At 66.9% G+C, this 15615-nt stretch carries 18 protein-coding genes; 16 read left to right on the forward strand and 2 right to left on the reverse strand.

The genetic code is table 11. From position 1 onward, the window contains the following. The first annotated feature begins 152 nt into the window (after positions 1–152). From J5J09_RS06960 to J5J09_RS06970, 3 genes are read left to right on the forward strand one after another with little or no spacing between them, the layout of a single operon-like run. Positions 153–560 carry a phage major tail protein, TP901-1 family gene (locus J5J09_RS06960; RefSeq protein WP_208548947.1) on the forward strand — a complete coding sequence of 136 codons (408 nt, stop codon included), beginning with the start codon at positions 153–155 and terminating at the stop codon, positions 558–560. After that, a complete protein-coding gene (locus J5J09_RS06965; RefSeq protein WP_208553226.1) occupies positions 560–928 on the forward strand; it encodes a gene transfer agent family protein in 369 nt (122 codons plus the stop codon). Before J5J09_RS06960 ends, J5J09_RS06965 begins: the two co-directional genes overlap by 1 nt. A 17-nt stretch (positions 929–945) precedes the next feature. Then, the gene (locus J5J09_RS06970; protein WP_208548948.1) at positions 946–1161 is read left to right on the forward strand and encodes a rcc01693 family protein; all 216 of its coding nucleotides are present in this window, start codon (positions 946–948) and stop codon (positions 1159–1161) included. A 199-nt stretch (positions 1162–1360) separates the two neighbouring features. Here the strand turns inward: J5J09_RS06970 and J5J09_RS06975 are convergent, their stop codons facing one another. Together J5J09_RS06975 and J5J09_RS06980 are read right to left on the reverse strand one after the other, a co-directional pair. Continuing rightward, on the reverse strand, positions 1361–1774 hold the full coding sequence (locus tag J5J09_RS06975; protein WP_208548949.1) for a DUF2442 domain-containing protein: 414 nt from the start codon (positions 1772–1774) through the stop codon (positions 1361–1363). Next, complete coding sequence (locus tag J5J09_RS06980; protein ID WP_210387945.1) at positions 1767–1967, reverse strand: DUF4160 domain-containing protein; 201 nt, start codon at positions 1965–1967, stop codon at positions 1767–1769. The genes J5J09_RS06975 and J5J09_RS06980 overlap by 8 nt, the downstream gene beginning before the upstream one ends. Positions 1968–2068: 101 nt before the next feature. Between J5J09_RS06980 and J5J09_RS06985 the strand changes: the two genes are divergently transcribed. From J5J09_RS06985 to J5J09_RS07045, 13 genes are all read left to right on the forward strand, one after another. Continuing rightward, entirely contained in the window at positions 2069–2644 is a 576-nt protein-coding gene (locus tag J5J09_RS06985) for a phage tail tape measure protein (protein ID WP_208548950.1), read from the forward strand. Positions 2645–2673: 29 nt separating this feature from the next. Next, positions 2674–3312, forward strand: a complete 639-nt coding sequence (locus J5J09_RS06990) for a DUF2460 domain-containing protein (protein WP_208548951.1) — start codon at positions 2674–2676, stop codon at positions 3310–3312. Next, entirely contained in the window at positions 3309–4190 is an 882-nt protein-coding gene (locus tag J5J09_RS06995; RefSeq protein WP_208548952.1) for a DUF2163 domain-containing protein, read from the forward strand. Before J5J09_RS06990 ends, J5J09_RS06995 begins: the two co-directional genes overlap by 4 nt. Beyond that, a complete protein-coding gene (locus tag J5J09_RS07000) occupies positions 4183–4650 on the forward strand; it encodes an NlpC/P60 family protein (protein ID WP_246745796.1) in 468 nt (155 codons plus the stop codon). The genes J5J09_RS06995 and J5J09_RS07000 overlap by 8 nt, the downstream gene beginning before the upstream one ends. A 132-nt stretch (positions 4651–4782) precedes the next feature. Beyond that, positions 4783–8643, forward strand: a complete 3861-nt coding sequence (locus J5J09_RS07005; protein ID WP_208548953.1) for a glycoside hydrolase/phage tail family protein — start codon at positions 4783–4785, stop codon at positions 8641–8643. A 20-nt stretch (positions 8644–8663) separates the two neighbouring features. Then, positions 8664–8870 (forward strand): hypothetical protein, encoded by a 207-nt coding sequence (locus J5J09_RS07010; protein WP_208548954.1) that lies wholly within the window; start codon positions 8664–8666, stop codon positions 8868–8870. Between the two features lie 97 nt (positions 8871–8967). Next, positions 8968–9237: a hypothetical protein gene (locus J5J09_RS07015; protein ID WP_208548955.1), complete on the forward strand. Its 270-nt coding sequence runs from the start codon at positions 8968–8970 to the stop codon at positions 9235–9237. A gap of 58 nt (positions 9238–9295) precedes the next feature. Beyond that, positions 9296–9967: a response regulator transcription factor gene (locus J5J09_RS07020; protein ID WP_208548956.1), complete on the forward strand. Its 672-nt coding sequence runs from the start codon at positions 9296–9298 to the stop codon at positions 9965–9967. Continuing rightward, positions 9957–11357, forward strand: a complete 1401-nt coding sequence (locus tag J5J09_RS07025) for an ATP-binding protein (RefSeq protein WP_208548957.1) — start codon at positions 9957–9959, stop codon at positions 11355–11357. Before J5J09_RS07020 ends, J5J09_RS07025 begins: the two co-directional genes overlap by 11 nt. Positions 11358–11471: 114 nt before the next feature. Next, positions 11472–11885: a hypothetical protein gene (locus tag J5J09_RS07030; protein WP_208553251.1), complete on the forward strand. Its 414-nt coding sequence runs from the start codon at positions 11472–11474 to the stop codon at positions 11883–11885. A 116-nt stretch (positions 11886–12001) separates the two neighbouring features. After that, complete coding sequence (ccmI, locus tag J5J09_RS07035; protein WP_208548958.1) at positions 12002–13168, forward strand: c-type cytochrome biogenesis protein CcmI; 1167 nt, start codon at positions 12002–12004, stop codon at positions 13166–13168. Next, the gene (gene ccmE / locus J5J09_RS07040) at positions 13165–13617 is read left to right on the forward strand and encodes a cytochrome c maturation protein CcmE (RefSeq protein WP_208548959.1); all 453 of its coding nucleotides are present in this window, start codon (positions 13165–13167) and stop codon (positions 13615–13617) included. Before ccmI ends, ccmE begins: the two co-directional genes overlap by 4 nt. Further along, positions 13614–15605 (forward strand): heme lyase CcmF/NrfE family subunit, encoded by a 1992-nt coding sequence (locus J5J09_RS07045; protein WP_208548960.1) that lies wholly within the window; start codon positions 13614–13616, stop codon positions 15603–15605. The genes ccmE and J5J09_RS07045 overlap by 4 nt, the downstream gene beginning before the upstream one ends. The last annotated feature ends 10 nt before the right edge of the window (positions 15606–15615 follow it).

A 15615-nucleotide genomic window follows, 5' to 3' on the forward strand; every position in this document is an offset into this window, starting at 1 on the left:
CGCAGACGTCACGAGGGCGCCGGCGTTCAACAGCTAAACGCCCTGCCCGCCAAGGGGTTCCGAACCGTAGCGGCGTCACGCTCCGACCGCTGACGGGTGTGTCGCAGCGCCTGGAAGCGAATTTCATTTTTCCGACATCGAAGGAGGACGCCATGGGCGTGCAGAAGGGCAAGGACCTGCTGGTGAAGGTGCATGACGGCACGGGATACGTGACGGTCGCCGGGCTTCGGGCGCGGCGGATCGCGTTCAATGCGGCGACGGTGGATGTGACCGACGGCGAGAGCGCCGGGCGATGGCGCGAGCTTCTGGGCGGCGCCGGCGTGCAGCGGGCGGCGATTTCCGGTGGCGGGCTATTCAAGGACGCCGCCTCCGACGCGCTGGTACGCGTCGCCTTCTTCGGCGGGACGTTGTTGCAGGCTGAGGTGCTGATCCCGGATTTCGGCACGGTAACGGGGCCGTTCCAGGTGACCGCGCTCGACTATTCCGGCAATCACGACGGCGAACTCGTCTTCGAGATCGCGCTGGAATCGGCCGGCGCCCTGACGTTCGGAGCGCTGTGATGGAGCCCGTGACGGTGAACCGCGCGAACGTGAGGCGCGGCGAGGTAGAGGCGGTGATCGACGGCGAGCGGCGCATCCTGTGCCTGACGCTCGGCGCGCTGGCGGAACTGGAAACGGCCTTCTCCGCCGACGGGCTCGCCGATCTGGCGGCAAGGTTTTCAAGCGGGCGGCTGAAGGCGACGGACCTCATCCGCATCCTCGGCGCCGGCCTGCGCGGCGGCGGCAACCGGCTCTCCGACGAGGACGTGGCCGGCATGCTGGTCGACGGCGGGCTGGAGGCCTGCGCCACGATGGTGCGCGACCTGCTGACGGTGACGTTCGGGGGACAGCCGCCGGACCCTCGGCAGGGCATTCCCGCGAGCCGTTGAGCGGCGGGGATGCCCGGATGACGGTGGCGGACGGGGCGGAGATATCGCCCCCGCGACCGCTGCCCTGGGACACGGTGCTGCACGCCGGCCTCTTCCTGCTGCGGCTGCCGCCGGAGCTGTTCTGGCGGTTGAGCCTGCCGGAGTTTGCGGCGATGACGGGCGGCTTCGGTGGGGCGGAACGGATGGGGCGTGGGCGTTTGGATGCGTTGATGGTGCGGTTTCCGGACACTTGAGTTTAACTGCGCCGGAAGTCCTCATCCGGAGGCGCGAGCGGAGCGAGCCTCGAAGGGCGAGGGCGGGTGATGCGTGGCTGGCGGCCACCCGATCCTTCGAGGCCCTCGCGATGCGAGGGCGCCTCAGGATGAGGAATGTGTGCTTTCGTTGAAGGATGCTGCGGGTATTCCGGCAGCCAATCCGGCGGACGGTGCCGTTTTAGACTCCAGACCCCGACTTCCTCGGCCGACCGCCTTTCGCGCCGTTGGCGCGGCTCGCGGCGATCTTTGCTTCGGAGCGTGACTGGCCTCCACGGCGGCGGGCGTCCATGAAGGCCTTGCTGCCGAAAATGCCGCTCATCAGGCCGGAGATCGTATAGTCGACGTCGAGGGCCTCCCAGTGGATCCCGGTTTCCCCCAGAAGCGTGACGTCGGCGAGGTCTTTCACGGACGCCGTCTCCAGCCCTTCCACCGCGCGGGCGGGGAAGACGAACGAGGCGCCATTGGTGAAATCGACGACGATGCGTTCCGATGGTTCATCGAACCGGACCGAGGACGGGATCGGCCGTTCGGCGCGCTCCGCGTCCCAGCGCTGTTTCGCCCTGGCCAGTTCGGCGTCGGAGATCTCAGCCATGATATTTCCTCCACATGTCGAGAAACAGCTGCCGGTTTTCCTCGATGATATCGACGGCGCGTCGCACATCGCGGTCCGACATGCCGCCCTGTGTGATCACCTTAAGCTCGACGATGTCAATCCGCGCTTCACCCTCGCCAATGACGTGCGCATGCGGCGGCTCATGATCGGCCGTGTAGATCACGAAGCGCATTCCATGCTGGCGAAGAACGGTGACTATAGCGGAAAATAACCCAACTAGTTGGGAATATCAACGGCGGCGATCGCCCCGGCACAATCCCAGGGAGACCTCTCATGGACGAAGACAACATTCTGCTCGGCGTCGATCTCGATGCGTCGCGGGCGCTGGGCGTGCTGGATGACCTGGAGAACCGGGCCGACAGTTTCGGACGGGCTCTCTCCGGAGCGCTGACCGGGGCGGTGACGGGTGGGCGGGATCTGGATCAGGTGCTGGCGGGGCTGGGGAACCGGCTGGCGAACATCGCGCTGTCGGCGGGGCTGAAGCCGCTGGAGACGCTGGTGTCCGGCTGGGCCTCCGGGTTGACGGCGGGGTTGGGAAACATGTTCGCCTTTGCCGACGGCGGGGTACCGGGGCGGGTGATGCCGTTTGCGGACGGCGGCGTGGTGGCGGCGCCAACCTATTTTCCGATGCCGGGTGGGACCGGGTTGATGGGCGAGGCGGGGGCGGAGGCGATCCTGCCATTGAGGCGCGGCGCGGACGGTTCGCTCGGGGTTGCGGCCGAGGCGGGTGGGCCGACGCAGATCGTCTTCAACGTGACGGCGACGGATGCGGCGAGCTTTTCCAAAAGCGAGGGCCAGATCACGGCGATGCTGGCGCGCAGCGTGGCGCGCGGCCGGCGCGGGCTTTGAAGGTAACAAGCGATGCGGGAGAATGACCGATGACGGCATTCCACGAGGTGCGGTTTCCGCTGAGGCTGTCGCTGAATGCCAGCGGCGGGCCCGTCAGGCGCACCGATATCGTCAACCTGTCGAACGGCCGCGAGACGCGCAACCGCCGCTGGGCCGGTTCGCGCCGCGCCTATGACGCGGGATCGGGCGTGCGCTCGCTCTCCGATCTTTCCGCCGTCGTCGATTTCTTCGAGGCACGCGGCGGCGGGCTTCATGGTTTTCGCTTTCGTGATCCGCTGGACTGGACGTCCAGCCGCTACGGCGAGCCGGTGACGGCGACCGACCAGGCGATCGGCACGGGCGACGGGACGCGGCGGACCTTTCAATTGGTCAAGACCTATGGCGATGCCGGCGGCAGCTGGGTGCGGGAGATCGTCAAGCCGGTGGCGGGGACGGTGGTGGTCGCGGTCGACGGCGTGGCGCAGGCGGGGGCGGCGTTTTCGTGTGATGCGGTGACGGGGATCGTGACCTTCGGCACGGGCCATGCGCCTGATGCCGGAGCCATCGTCACCGCCGGCTATGAGTTCGACGTGCCGGTGCGGTTCGACACCGAGAGCATCGAGGTCAATCTCGCGGCCTTCAATGCCGGGCGCATTCCGGCCATTCCGCTGACGGAGATCCGCCCATGAGGACGCTGCCTTCCGGACTGGCCGGCCACCTGGCCGGCGATGCGACGACGCTCTGCCACTGCTGGCGGCTGGCGCGGCGCGACGGCACGGTGATGGGTTTTACCGAGCACGACAGCGACCTTGTTTTCGGCGGGCTGACCTATCGGGCGGCGAGCGGCTTTCAGGCCAGCGAGGCCGAAGCGGAAGCGGGCTTTGCCGCGACCTCGGGCGAGGTGACCGGCGGGTTTTCGGACGAGGCGATCACGGAGGCCGATCTGGCGGCGGGGCGCTATGACGGGGCGCGGGTCGAGGTCTTTCTCGTCAACTGGGCGAATGTCGGCCAGCGCCTTCTCCTGAAGGTACAGGAGGTCGGCGAGGTGAGCCGGGCGGGCGGCGCGTTCACGGCGGAGCTCAGGAGTCTGACCCACCGGCTGTCGCAGGAGAAGGGGCGGATCTACAATCGCCGCTGCGATGCAAGCCTCGGCGACGGGCGCTGCGGGGTGGCGCTGTCCGCCTGGACCGGAACGGGCACGGTGAGTGTCGCTGGCACCGAGGCGGTGACGGTCGCGGGTCTCTCGGGCTTTGCGGCCGGCTTCTTCGATCGCGGCTTGATCCGGTTTGTGAGCGGGGTGCTGTCCGGTGTGAAGGTCGAGCTGGAAGCGACTGAAAAGATTGGCGGTTCGACGATCGTCCGGTTCTTTCTGCCGCTCGCCCGGGCGCCCGAGCCGGGCGATACGGTGCAATTGACGGCCGGATGCGACAAGACCTTCGCCACCTGCCGCAACCGATTCAGCAATCACGAGAATTTCCGTGGCTTCCCGCACATGCCGGGCGCCGATTTCGCCTATTCCTATGCCGACGGGGAGACGACCCATGACGGCCGCCCGCTCTATGACTGACGGTGCTTTGAGGGGCGGAAACCGCATGGATGGGGCCCGTATCGTGGCGCTGGCGGAAGCCTGGATCGGCACGCCCTATCGCCATCAGGGATCGGAAAAGGGCGTGGGTTGCGACTGCCTTGGCCTCGTGCGCGGCCTCTGGCGCGAGCTCTACGGCGAGGAGCCGGAAACGCCCGGCGCCTATTGCAGCGACTGGGCCGAACGCGGCGGGGGCGAGCGGCTGCTGCAGGCGGCCGGCCGTCACATGGCGCGGCTCCCTGGCATCGACGCGGCGGCACCCGGCGACCTCATCATCTTCCGCTTCCGCCCGCAACTGCCGGCCAAGCATTGCGGCATCCTGGTCGGCGGCGGGCGGTTCATCCATGCCTACGAGCAGGCCGGGGTGGTGTCCTCCGCGCTGGTGCCGGCGTGGCGGAAGCGGGTGGCGGGGGTGTTCGGGTGGGTGGAGCGGCGGCGCTGATCTTGGAGATGCCTGCCCCTCATCCGCCTGCCGGCACCTTCTCCCCGTTCTGACGGGGAGAAGGGACTCGCGGCCATCCCTCACTCCGCATCCACGTCTTTCTTACTCCACCGATAGTGAAGGACCACCGCCATGGCCACCATCCTGTTTCAGGCGGCCGGCGCCGCGTTGGGGGGTATCTTCGGGCCGCTGGGCGCGATCGTCGGGCGGGCGGCGGGGGCCTTGGCGGGCAATGTGCTGGATCGGGCGCTGCTCGGGGGCGGGAATACGGTTACCGGGGCGCGGCTTGCGGTGGCGCGGGTGCCGGGTGCCTCGGAGGGGACGGCGATCAATCGCGTTTACGGGACGGCGCGCGTCGGCGGCACGCTGATCTGGGCGACGCGGTTCGAGGAGGAGGTGACGGTCGAGCGCGTCGGCGGCAAGGCGGGTGGGACCAAGGTCGAGAACTTCCGCTACTTCGCCAATCTGGCGCTGGGGCTTTGTGAGGGGCCGATCGCGGGCGTGAGGCGCGTCTGGGCCGACGGGCGGGAGATCGACCTCACCGAAATCGAGATGCGCGTCTATCGCGGCACCGAGAGCCAGCAGCCCGATCCGCTGATCGAGGCGAAGCAGGGGACGGGGGCGGGCGGCTCGGGCGGCGCGCCGGCCTATCGGGGGCTCGCCTATGTCGTGTTCGAACGGTTGCCGCTCGACGGCTTCGGCAATCGCATTCCGGTGCTGCAGTTCGAGGTGATGCGACCGGTGGGGGCGCTGGAGGCGCAGATCCGGGCGATCACGGTCATTCCGGGTGCGACCGAGCACGGCTATGCGACGGTGCCGGTGAAGGAGAAGACGGGCGCGGGCGCAGCGCGCATCATGAACCGCAACGGGCTGACGGCGGCGACCGACTGGGCGGCCGCGATCGACGAGTTGCAGACGGTCTGTCCGAACCTCGAACGGGTGGGGCTTGTCGTGACCTGGTTCGGCACGGATTTGCGGGTCGGATCGTGCCGCATCGTGCCGGGCGTCGAGGTGCCGGCGCGGCGGGAGGAAAGCCGGCCCTGGCGGGTCTCGGGGATTGCGCGCGGCGAGGCGCATGTGGTGAGCCTGCACGACGGCTCGCCCGCCTATGGCGGCACGCCCGACGATGCGAGCGTGGTGGACGCGATCCGCGACCTGAAGGCACGGGGGCTGGAAGTCTATCTCTATCCCTTCGTGATGATGGACGTGCCCGAGGGGAACGGCCTGCCGGACCCTTACGGCGGCGGCGAGCAGGCGAGTTATCCCTGGCGGGGCAGGATCACCTGCCATCCGGCCCCGGGACGACCGGGATCGCCTGATGGGACGGCGGCGATCCGCCATGCGGTGGATGCGTTTTGCGGCGAGGCTGATGTTTCCGGCTTCGGCGTCGGCGGGACGAGCGTCGCCTATGCCGGGTCTGACGAGGGCTATCGGCGGATGGTGCTGCATTATGCGCTGCTGGCCGAGGCGGCGGGCGGGGTCGACGGGTTCCTGATCGGGTCCGAGCTGCGCGGATTGACGACGCTGCGCGACGAAGACGACGATTTTCCGTTCGTCGAGGCGCTGGTCGATCTGGCGGCGGACGTGCGGGGTGTGCTGGGCGCAGGCACGAAGATCACCTATGGCGCCGACTGGAGCGAATATTTCGGGCACCAGCCGCCGGATGGCTCTGGCGACGTGTTCTTCCATCTCGATCCGCTGTGGGCGAGCCCGGCGATCGACGCTGTCGGCATCGACAACTACATGCCGCTCGGCGACTGGCGCGACGACGATCTCGGGGCGGAGAACCCTGACGGATTCCGGACGGCGGACGATCCCGATGGGCTCGAGGGGCAGGTGGCGGCGGGCGAGGGGTTCGACTGGTATTACGCTGATGAGGCCGACCGGCGGGCGCGGGAACGGTCGCCGATCACCGATGGCGGGGCGGGCAAGCCCTGGGTCTACCGCTACAAGGATATCGAAAGCTGGTGGGGCAACCGGCATTACGAGCGGACGGGCGGGGTGGAGAGGCCGACCCCGACGGCCTGGCAGCCAGGAATGAAACCGGTCTGGTTCACCGAACTCGGCTGCCCTGCGGTCGACAAAGGCGCCAACCAGCCGAACGTCTTTCCCGATCCGAAATCGGCCGAGGGCGCGAAACCCTATTTTTCCAGCGGTGCAAGGTCCGACTCGGCGCAACGGCGGTTTCTGGAGGCCCATCACCGCTACTGGCGACGCTCGGCGCGGCCGGATGGGATGGTGGATCCGGATCACATGTTCGTCTGGGCCTGGGATGCGCGGCCCTATCCGGCCTTTCCCTTCGACCGCGATCTCTGGGCCGACGGCGACAACTGGCGGACGGGACACTGGCTCAACGCGCGGCTGGGGGCCGGCACGCTCGCAGACACGATTGCGGCGATCCTGGAGGACCACGGTATCGATGACGTGGACGTCTCGCAGGTCTCGGGCGATCTCACCGGCTATGTGCAGGGCACGGTCGCCTCGGCCCGGACGCTGATCGAGCCGCTGGCGGAGGCCTTTTCGCTCGACCTGTTCGAGCGGGGGAGCGGCCTCGTGGTGCGCTCGCGCAATGCCGCGAGCCTGCCACCGCGGGCGGTGACGGTGCTGGCCGATCTCGACGGCGAACCGCTGTGGCGCGAGACGTGCGGGCATGACGGCGATCATGCGGGCGAGGCGATCCTGACCTTCTTCGACGAGGCGGGCGGCTACGTGGAGGCGAGCGTGCGTTCGCGGCGGGTGGAGGCCGGCACCGACCGGGTGCTCGGACGCGATCTCGCGGCCGTGTTGCCGGAGGAGACTGCGGTGCTGTCCGTCGAGACCATGCTGCGCGATCACCGGCTGTCGCGCTTCCGGCTGGAGCTGTCGCTGGGGCCGGACAGGATCGACGTGGAGCCCGGCGACGTGCTGACCTTTCCCGACGGCCCCGATGGTCGCTTTCTGGTGACGCGTATCGAAGATGGCGCGGCGCGGCGCCTCACGCTGACCAAGGTGGCGCCGATGGCCGGTCGTCCCGTTCCGGCCGTGACGCGGCCGCCGAAACCGGGAGGCGGCGGCAGCGACGGGTTCGCGCCCGACATCGTCTTCATGGATCTGCCGCCCTACGAGACGGGCGACGTGACGACGTTTGCCCGCGTGGCGGCGCTGGCGCGGCCCTGGCGGCGGATCGCGCTGTCGTCCTCGGTCGATGGCGAGAGCTATGCCAGCCGCTTGCTGCTGGAGCGGCCGGCGACGATCGGTCGGCTGACGGCGCCTCTGTCAACGGGTCTGACGACGGAATTCGACCGGACACATGCCGTGGAACTGGACCTCGATTTCGGGGAACTGTCCTCGGCAAGCGAACTGGCGGTGCTGAACGGTGCGAACCGGATGGCCGTGCTGGCTGCAAATGGCGCTTGGGAGGTGCTGGGGTTCGTGACCGCGACGGAGACGGCGCAGAACCGCTGGCGGCTAACCGACCTGCTGCGCGGCCTCGGCGGCAGCGAGGACGCGGTGGCGGCAGGGGCCGCTATAGGCGCGCGGGTCGTGCTGCTCGATCAGGCGGTGCGGCCGCTGGGGCTGCGCGAGGATGAGATCGGCTTGCCGCTGCTTTGGATCGCCGAAGCTGTCGGACGGACGGGGACGGCGACGGCGCCGGTTGAGTTTGCGGGTGGGCTGAGGGCGGCGACGCCGCTTGCGCCAGTGCATCTGAGTGGCATGCGGCAGCCAGACGGTAGCGCGCGGTTCGAGTGGGTGAGGCGCGGACGGGTCGATGCCGACGGCTGGCAGGCGAGCGAAATACCGCTCGACGAGCCGTTCGAGCGCTACCGGATCGAGATCCTCGACGGCGGGGTCGTTCGGCGAAGCCAGGAGGTAACGCAGCCAGCCTTCGACTATCCGCTGGCCAGCGAGCTTGCCGATTTCGGCGCGGTCCAGCCGGCGATCGAAATCCGGGTGCGGCAGATCGGCCGCAGGGTCGCCGACGGATTGCCGGCCGAGACGATCATCGTGTTCTGAAGCGAAGAAGGAGAGACGACATGCAGGATGACAAGGAATGGTTTCGGTCGAAGACGGTTTGGGGCGGGTTGATCGCGGTCGCCGCGCCGCTGCTCGACCTCGCGGGATTTCCGATAGACCAGGCAATGCAGGCGGAGCTGTCCGACAAGCTGGCGCTGCTGGCGGCCTCCGTCGGTGGATTGCTGGCAATCTGGGGGCGGTTGACGGCCACTTCCACGATCCGCTGAGGATCGGCGGATCGTTTCGGCCCTATTCATTTGCCATTCAGAAGGGCTCCGGTACATAGTGCCCATACTGATTTCCTCGAAGTTGAAGAGCGAAAGCATGGCATTCTCAGTGACGACGGCCGCATTGGCCGCCATGATGGCATTGACATCAGCACCAGATCTTCCGGCGATTGCGTCGGAGGCGCCTGTCGTGTTTGTGCAGGCCTCGGGCGACTGCAGCGCCGCCGCGGCGGCCGCCGTGCGGGAAACGGGCGGCAAGCTTTTGTCGGCACGCCCCGTCGGCGGCAACAAGTGCGAGATCATCGTGCTGGTGCCCGGCAAGGGCAAGGATCGGCCGGAACGCCGCAAGGTGACCAAACCGATGTGATATCCCGCCCGCGGTCTAGCAGCGGGCGGTCTTTTGGCATTCAGGGGCAGGAATTTCGATGCGCATTCTCGTGGTGGAAGACGACCGCAATCTCAACCGGCAGCTCGCCGAGGTGTTGCAAGAGGCGGGCTACGTGGTCGACACCGCTTTCGATGGCGAGGAGGGACACTTCCTCGGCGACACCGAACCGTATGACGCTGTGATTCTCGACATCGGCCTGCCCGAGATGGACGGCATCACCGTTCTCGAAAAATGGCGCGAGGCCGGCCGGGTGATGCCGGTGCTGATGCTGACGGCGCGCGATCGCTGGAGCGACAAGGTCGCCGGTATCGACGCGGGCGCCGACGACTATGTGACGAAACCCTTCCATGTCGAGGAAGTGCTGGCGCGCATCCGCGCCCTCATTCGTCGCGCGGCCGGCCACGCCTCGTCCGAACTGGTCTGCGGTCCGGTGAGGCTCGATACCAAGAGTTCCAAGGCGACGGTCAACGGAACCGCGCTGAAGCTCACCTCGCACGAATTCCGGCTGCTTTCCTATCTCATGCATCACATGGGGGAGGTGGTATCGCGCTCGGAACTCACCGAACACATGTATGACCAGGACTTCGACCGGGATTCGAACACGATCGAGGTTTTCGTCGGACGGCTGCGCAAGAAGCTCGGTGTCGACATGATCGAAACCGTGCGCGGTCTCGGCTACCGGATCCAAGCGCCGGCCGATGCGGGTTAGATCGCTTACCGAACGGGTTCTTTTGCTGGCGACGCTGTGGTCGGCCGTGGCGCTGATCAGCATCGCGGTGGTGATTTCCGCGCTCTACCGGCAGGGCGCGGAACGGTCGTTCAACAATCTGCTGCATGCCCACCTGTTCAACGTCATCAATGCCATATCGATCGGGGCAGACGGCAATCTGTCCGGCAATGCCGAACTGGGCAATCTGCGCTTCTCGCAGCCGGCCTCCGGGTGGTACTGGCTGGTCGAGCCGCTCGGAAGCTTCGCCTCTGTGCGGCTGACCTCCACATCCCTCGGCGTCAACAGTCTGACGGTCCCGAGCGTCGTCGAAGCGCCGTTCGACGAGAACTACGAGCGATACTATGAAATCGAGGATTATGCCGGGAACCGTTTGAGGGTGGTGGAGACCGAAGTCGTGCTCGACGGGGAAAACCACGCCGCGCGGTTTCGCGTCGCCGGCAACCTGACCGATGTCGAAGAGGACATCGCCGCCTTCCAGAGCCGCCTCTATATCGCGCTGGCGATCTTCGGCCTCGGCGGCCTCTTGCTCAATGCTTTCGCCATTCTCTACGGGCTGCGTCCGCTTGTCGGCGCCAAACGGGCGCTCGAAAAGATCCGGGCCGGCGAGGCAGCGGGGCTGGAGGGCGATTTTCCGCGCGAGATCATGCCGCTCGTCAACGAGGTCAACGCGCTGATCGAATCCAACCGCCGCATCGTCGAGCGGGCCCGTATGCAGGTCGGAAATCTCGCCCACTCGCTGAAGACGCCGATCGCCGTCCTGCTCAACGAATCGCGGGCGCTTCCGGGGCAGAAGGCCGACGTGGTGCGCAGCCAGGCGGAGGCGATGCAGGCGCAGGTGACCTCCTACTTGAACCGCGCCCGGATCGCCGCCCAGCGCGAATCGGTGCTGGCGCGCTGCGAGCTCGATCCGGTGGCCGAGCGGCTGACGCGGGTGATGCGCAAGCTCAATCCGGGCATTGCCTTCGACTTCCGGCCGGAGCACCCGGGTCTGGCACTTGCGATGGAGCAGCAGGACCTGGAAGAAATCCTGGGAAACCTGCTTGAAAACGCCGGACGCTATGCCCGCGAGCGCGTGTTGGTGACGGCGCGACCGATGCCGGACGAGGAGCCGAGCGCGGACGCCGTGCGGCGGCTCTGGATCGAGGTTCTGGTCGAGGATGACGGGCCGGGGCTCGAGCCGGACCAGATCACCGAAGCGTTGAAACGCGGTCGAAGATTGGACGAATCCAAGCCTGGAACCGGGCTCGGACTTTCCATCGTCAAGGAAATTTCATCGGAGTATCAGGGAACCTTCTCACTCTCCCGCGCGTCTCAGGGCGGGTTGCAAGCCCGGCTTAAGCTGCCGGCGGTAACCCGCGAAAGCGCATGAGGGGGATTTCCATTGCTGACCGAACATGGCCATAATGATGCCACTTCGACTCCGCATCCGGAAAGCGGATCGATAATTGGCGATAAGCGACGGACGGGAAGAATGGCAGGAGCGATGATCAAGCAGGGGATGGTGATCGTTGCGGTGGTGTCGGTGCTGTCTGCCTGCACCACCTCGGGCGGGTCCTCCGGTGGCGGACTGCTCGGCGGACGCACCAAGAATTCGACCGTCTACATAACCGCACTGCAGGGCGGCATCGTCCAGCGCAGCGGCGTGCAACTGTCGTCCTCGGATCGCCAGCGGGCGCTTGAGGCCGAGTATCGCGCGCTCGAGGCCGCGCCCGGCGGCCAGCCGGTCGTCTGGAGCGGCGGAAACGTTCGCGGCGAGGTCGTCGCGGCGGCGCCCTATCAGGTCGGTGCCCAGAATTGTCGCCAGTACAGCCACAAGGTCACGACCGGCAGCCGGCTCGCGGAAGCCCGTGGAGCCGCCTGCCGCAACAGTGACGGAACCTGGACGCCCTTGACTTAAATCAAGGTTGGTATTGTCTGGCAGGCCTAGAGGTCGCGTTGCGGCCAAACGCCTCAAATCTCCGTCAACGGGCGTTTGTCGATTGGAATGCCGCGCCCGTTACAGTATTTGAGCTCATGGTGTTCTGGATACTCTCTGCCGTCCTGACCTTCGCGGTCGCTGTTGCCCTTCTGGTACCCCTTTGGCGCGGGGCGGGGAGCCGTGTTCCGGCCGTCGCCGGCGAAACAGCCGTCTATCGAGACCAACTGCGGGAACTCGACCGCGACAAGGCCGAGGGCCTCATCTCAGCCGAAGATGCCGACTACGCCCGCGCCGAGATCGCGCGTCGGCTGCTGGCGGCTGCCGGTAGCGATGAAACGCAGCGGACAGGCAAGGGAAGGCACCTTGCAGCCCAGACATTCGTGCTTCTCTGTCTTCCCGCCATCGGGCTCGGTCTCTACCTCGAGACTGGCAGCCCCGGGCTGGAGGCGCAACCGCTCGCCGCCCGACTTGAAAACCCGGGCAACGACCTCGAATTGCTGGTCGCCAAGGTGGAGCGTCATCTGGCGCAGAACCCTGACGACGGTTCCGGCTGGGATATACTCGCGCCGATCTACGTGCGCATGGGCCGGGCCGAGGATGCCGAGCTCGCCTATCGCAACGCCATCCGGCTGGTTGGCCTCAGTGCCGAACGCCTGAACGGGCTGGGCGAGGTTCTGCTGGCAAAAAGCGGCGGCATCGTCACCGACGACGCGCGCTCGGCCTTCGAGGGCGTGCTGCGGCTGAGTCCCGGCAACCCGCAGGCGCAGTTCTATCTGGCGCTGGCGCTGGAGCAGGGCGGCAAGCGCGAGGAAGCGAGGGCGGCCTACGAGGCGCTCGCCGCAGCGTCGCCCAAGGACGCGCCCTGGCTTGCCCTGGTCAATGAGCATATTGCCATCACCGGCGGCGCGCCTCTGGCGAATGCCGTTCCACCCGCCGGCGCACCGGCAGCCGGTTCCCCTGCGGCGCCGGGAAACCCGACCGGCGAGGATATCGCGGCGGCACAGCAGATGTCGGCCGAGGATCGCGACCAGATGATCCGCGGCATGGTCGAAAACCTCGACGCGCGGCTGAAGGAAGACCCGAACAATTTCGAAGGCTGGATGCGGCTCGTGCGCTCCTATGCCATGCTGAAGGAACCCGACCGCGCGCTGGACGCGCTGCGGCAGGGGCTCGCCGCGTTTCCGGCTGACGGAAACCAGGGCGGTCAGCTGGTGGCGATGGCGCGCGAACTGGGCCTGCCTGTGGAGGAAGCGCTGAAATGACCCGCAAGCAGAAACGTCTCGCCGTGATCGCCGGCGGCATGAGCTTCATCGTCGCCGCCGTGCTGCTGGTGATGTTCGCCTTCGGCCAGACCATCGCCTATTTCTACGTGCCGGGCGATCTCGCCAAGGTGCAGCTCGAACCGGGCACCCGCATTCGGCTGGGCGGCCTGGTCGAGAATGGATCGGTGAAGCGCGGCGAGGGCTCGACCGTGAGCTTCACGGTGACGGATACGCTGAGCACCGTGCCCGTGACCTATACCGGCATCCTTCCCGACCTGTTCCGCGAAGGGCAGGGCGTGGTTGCCGAAGGAAGCTTCCAGGCCGGCAGCTCCGTTTTCGTCGCCGACACGGTGCTCGCCAAGCATGACGAGACCTACATGCCGAAGGACGTGGCCGACCGGCTGAAGGCGCAAGGGGTGGAACTCTCGGGCAAGGAAGTGGTCAAATGATCATCGAACTCGGTCACTATGCGCTGGTTCTGGCGCTCGCCGCCTCGATCGTGATTTCCGTTTTGCCGGTGATCGGTGCGCGACGCGGCGACATGGCGCTGATGACGACGGCGGTGACCGGCACCTACGCGCTGTTCGCGCTGATCGTTCTGTCCTTCTCGGTGCTGACCTGGGCCTATGTCGTATCGGATTTCTCGGTGCGCAATGTCTGGGAAAACTCGCATTCGCTGATGCCGACGATCTACAAGTTCTCCGGCGTCTGGGGCAATCACGAGGGATCGATGATGCTCTGGCTCTTGATCCTGACGCTGTTCAGCGCGCTCGTTGCCTACTTCGGCGCCAACCTGCCGGACCGCCTGCGCGCCAACGTGCTCGCTGTCCAGGGCTGGATCTCGACCGCTTTCCTGCTCTTCATCCTGCTGACCTCCAACCCGTTCGCGCGGCTCTCGCCGGCACCGGCGGAGGGGCAGGACCTCAATCCCGTCCTGCAGGACATCGGCCTCGCCATCCATCCGCCGCTGCTCTATCTCGGCTATGTCGGCTTCTCGGTCTGTTTCTCCTTCGCGATCGCGGCCCTGCTCGACGGCCGTATCGATGCCGCCTGGGCACGCTGGGTGAGGCCGTGGACGCTCGCGGCCTGGACCTTCCTGACGGCCGGCATCGCCATGGGGTCGTACTGGGCCTATTACGAACTCGGCTGGGGCGGATGGTGGTTCTGGGACCCGGTGGAAAACGCCTCCTTCATGCCGTGGCTTGCCGGCACGGCGCTGCTGCATTCCGCGCTCGTCATGGAAAAACGCGAGGCCTTGAAGATCTGGACCGTGCTGCTGGCGATCCTGACCTTCTCGCTGTCATTGCTCGGCACCTTCCTGGTGCGCTCCGGCGTGCTGACCTCGGTGCATGCCTTCGCGACCGATCCGTCGCGCGGCATCTTCATCCTCGGCATCCTGACCCTCTTCATCGGCGGCGCGCTGGCGCTGTTTGCCCTGCGCGCCCCGCTTCTGAAAGCCGGCGGCCTGTTCGCGCCGATCTCGCGCGAGGGCGCGCTGGTGCTCAACAACCTGATCCTGACGGTCTCGACCGGCACGGTTTTGATCGGCACGCTCTATCCGCTGATCCTCGAAACGCTGACCGGTGAAAAGATCTCGGTCGGCCCTCCGTTCTTCAACCTGACCTTCGGCCTGCTGATGGTGCCTCTGCTGGTCGCCGTTCCCTTCGGCCCGATGCTTGCCTGGAAACGCGGCGATCTGCTCGGCGCGCTGCAGCGGCTCTACGCCGCCGTCGCTCTGGCCTTTCTGACGGCGCTCGTCGTTTATTACATCGAAAACGGCGGCCCGGTGATGGCGGTTCTCGGCATTGCCGCCGGCTTCTTCCTGGTCTTCGGGGCCCTGTCTGACCTCTGGCACCGCGCCGGCTTCGGCAAGCAGACGCTTTCCGTCGCCTGGCGGCGCTTCAAGGGACTTCCCCGCTCGGCCTACGGCACGGCACTCGCCCATCTCGGGCTCGGCATAACGGTGCTCGGCATCGTCGCGGTCACCACCTACGAAACGGAGACCGTTGTCGAGATGCAGCAGGGCATGTCGGCCGACGCCGGCGGCTACAGCGTGACCTTCGACGGCATGAAATCGGCGATCGGTCCGAACTTCACCGAGGAGCAGGGCCATTTCACCATCAGGCGCGCAGGCGTCGAGGTGGCCGATGTCTGGTCATCCAAGCGCATCTACACCGCGCGGCGCATGCCGACGACGGAAGCCGGTATCGTCACCTTTGGAGTCAGCCAGCTTTATGTGTCGTTGGGCGATCCCATGGACACGGGCGGCATTGTCGTGCGCATCTGGTGGAAGCCGTGGATCCTCTGCATCTGGTACGGTGCTGTCATCATGATGGTTGGCGGCTTCGTGTCGCTCTCCGACCGCCGCCTGCGCGTCGGCGCGCCGACGCGGCGGACGAAGACTGTGTCGGCTCCGGCGCTGGGGGCGGCGGAATGAGACGGCCGCC

Origin of the sequence: Ciceribacter sp. L1K22 (genome assembly GCF_017599385.1) — a bacterium.
Lineage (GTDB): Bacteria > Pseudomonadota > Alphaproteobacteria > Rhizobiales > Rhizobiaceae > Allorhizobium.

What these genes read in the sequence shown, in the direction of transcription:
- J5J09_RS06960 (WP_208548947.1), top strand. Translation starts at nt 153, where the DNA reads ATGGGCGTGCAGAAGGGCAAGGACCTGCTGGTGAAGGTGCATGACGGC.
- J5J09_RS06965 (WP_208553226.1), top strand. Translation starts at nt 560, where the DNA reads ATGGAGCCCGTGACGGTGAACCGCGCGAACGTGAGGCGCGGCGAGGTA.
- J5J09_RS06970 (WP_208548948.1), top strand. Translation starts at nt 946, where the DNA reads ATGACGGTGGCGGACGGGGCGGAGATATCGCCCCCGCGACCGCTGCCC.
- J5J09_RS06975 (WP_208548949.1), bottom strand. Translation starts at nt 1,774, where the DNA reads ATGGCTGAGATCTCCGACGCCGAACTGGCCAGGGCGAAACAGCGCTGG.
- J5J09_RS06980 (WP_210387945.1), bottom strand. Translation starts at nt 1,967, where the DNA reads ATGCGCTTCGTGATCTACACGGCCGATCATGAGCCGCCGCATGCGCAC.
- J5J09_RS06985 (WP_208548950.1), top strand. Translation starts at nt 2,069, where the DNA reads ATGGACGAAGACAACATTCTGCTCGGCGTCGATCTCGATGCGTCGCGG.
- J5J09_RS06990 (WP_208548951.1), top strand. Translation starts at nt 2,674, where the DNA reads ATGACGGCATTCCACGAGGTGCGGTTTCCGCTGAGGCTGTCGCTGAAT.
- J5J09_RS06995 (WP_208548952.1), top strand. Translation starts at nt 3,309, where the DNA reads ATGAGGACGCTGCCTTCCGGACTGGCCGGCCACCTGGCCGGCGATGCG.
- J5J09_RS07000 (WP_246745796.1), top strand. Translation starts at nt 4,183, where the DNA reads ATGACTGACGGTGCTTTGAGGGGCGGAAACCGCATGGATGGGGCCCGT.
- J5J09_RS07005 (WP_208548953.1), top strand. Translation starts at nt 4,783, where the DNA reads ATGGCCACCATCCTGTTTCAGGCGGCCGGCGCCGCGTTGGGGGGTATC.
- J5J09_RS07010 (WP_208548954.1), top strand. Translation starts at nt 8,664, where the DNA reads ATGCAGGATGACAAGGAATGGTTTCGGTCGAAGACGGTTTGGGGCGGG.
- J5J09_RS07015 (WP_208548955.1), top strand. Translation starts at nt 8,968, where the DNA reads ATGGCATTCTCAGTGACGACGGCCGCATTGGCCGCCATGATGGCATTG.
- J5J09_RS07020 (WP_208548956.1), top strand. Translation starts at nt 9,296, where the DNA reads ATGCGCATTCTCGTGGTGGAAGACGACCGCAATCTCAACCGGCAGCTC.
- J5J09_RS07025 (WP_208548957.1), top strand. Translation starts at nt 9,957, where the DNA reads ATGCGGGTTAGATCGCTTACCGAACGGGTTCTTTTGCTGGCGACGCTG.
- J5J09_RS07030 (WP_208553251.1), top strand. Translation starts at nt 11,472, where the DNA reads ATGATCAAGCAGGGGATGGTGATCGTTGCGGTGGTGTCGGTGCTGTCT.
- ccmI (WP_208548958.1), top strand. Translation starts at nt 12,002, where the DNA reads ATGGTGTTCTGGATACTCTCTGCCGTCCTGACCTTCGCGGTCGCTGTT.
- ccmE (WP_208548959.1), top strand. Translation starts at nt 13,165, where the DNA reads ATGACCCGCAAGCAGAAACGTCTCGCCGTGATCGCCGGCGGCATGAGC.
- J5J09_RS07045 (WP_208548960.1), top strand. Translation starts at nt 13,614, where the DNA reads ATGATCATCGAACTCGGTCACTATGCGCTGGTTCTGGCGCTCGCCGCC.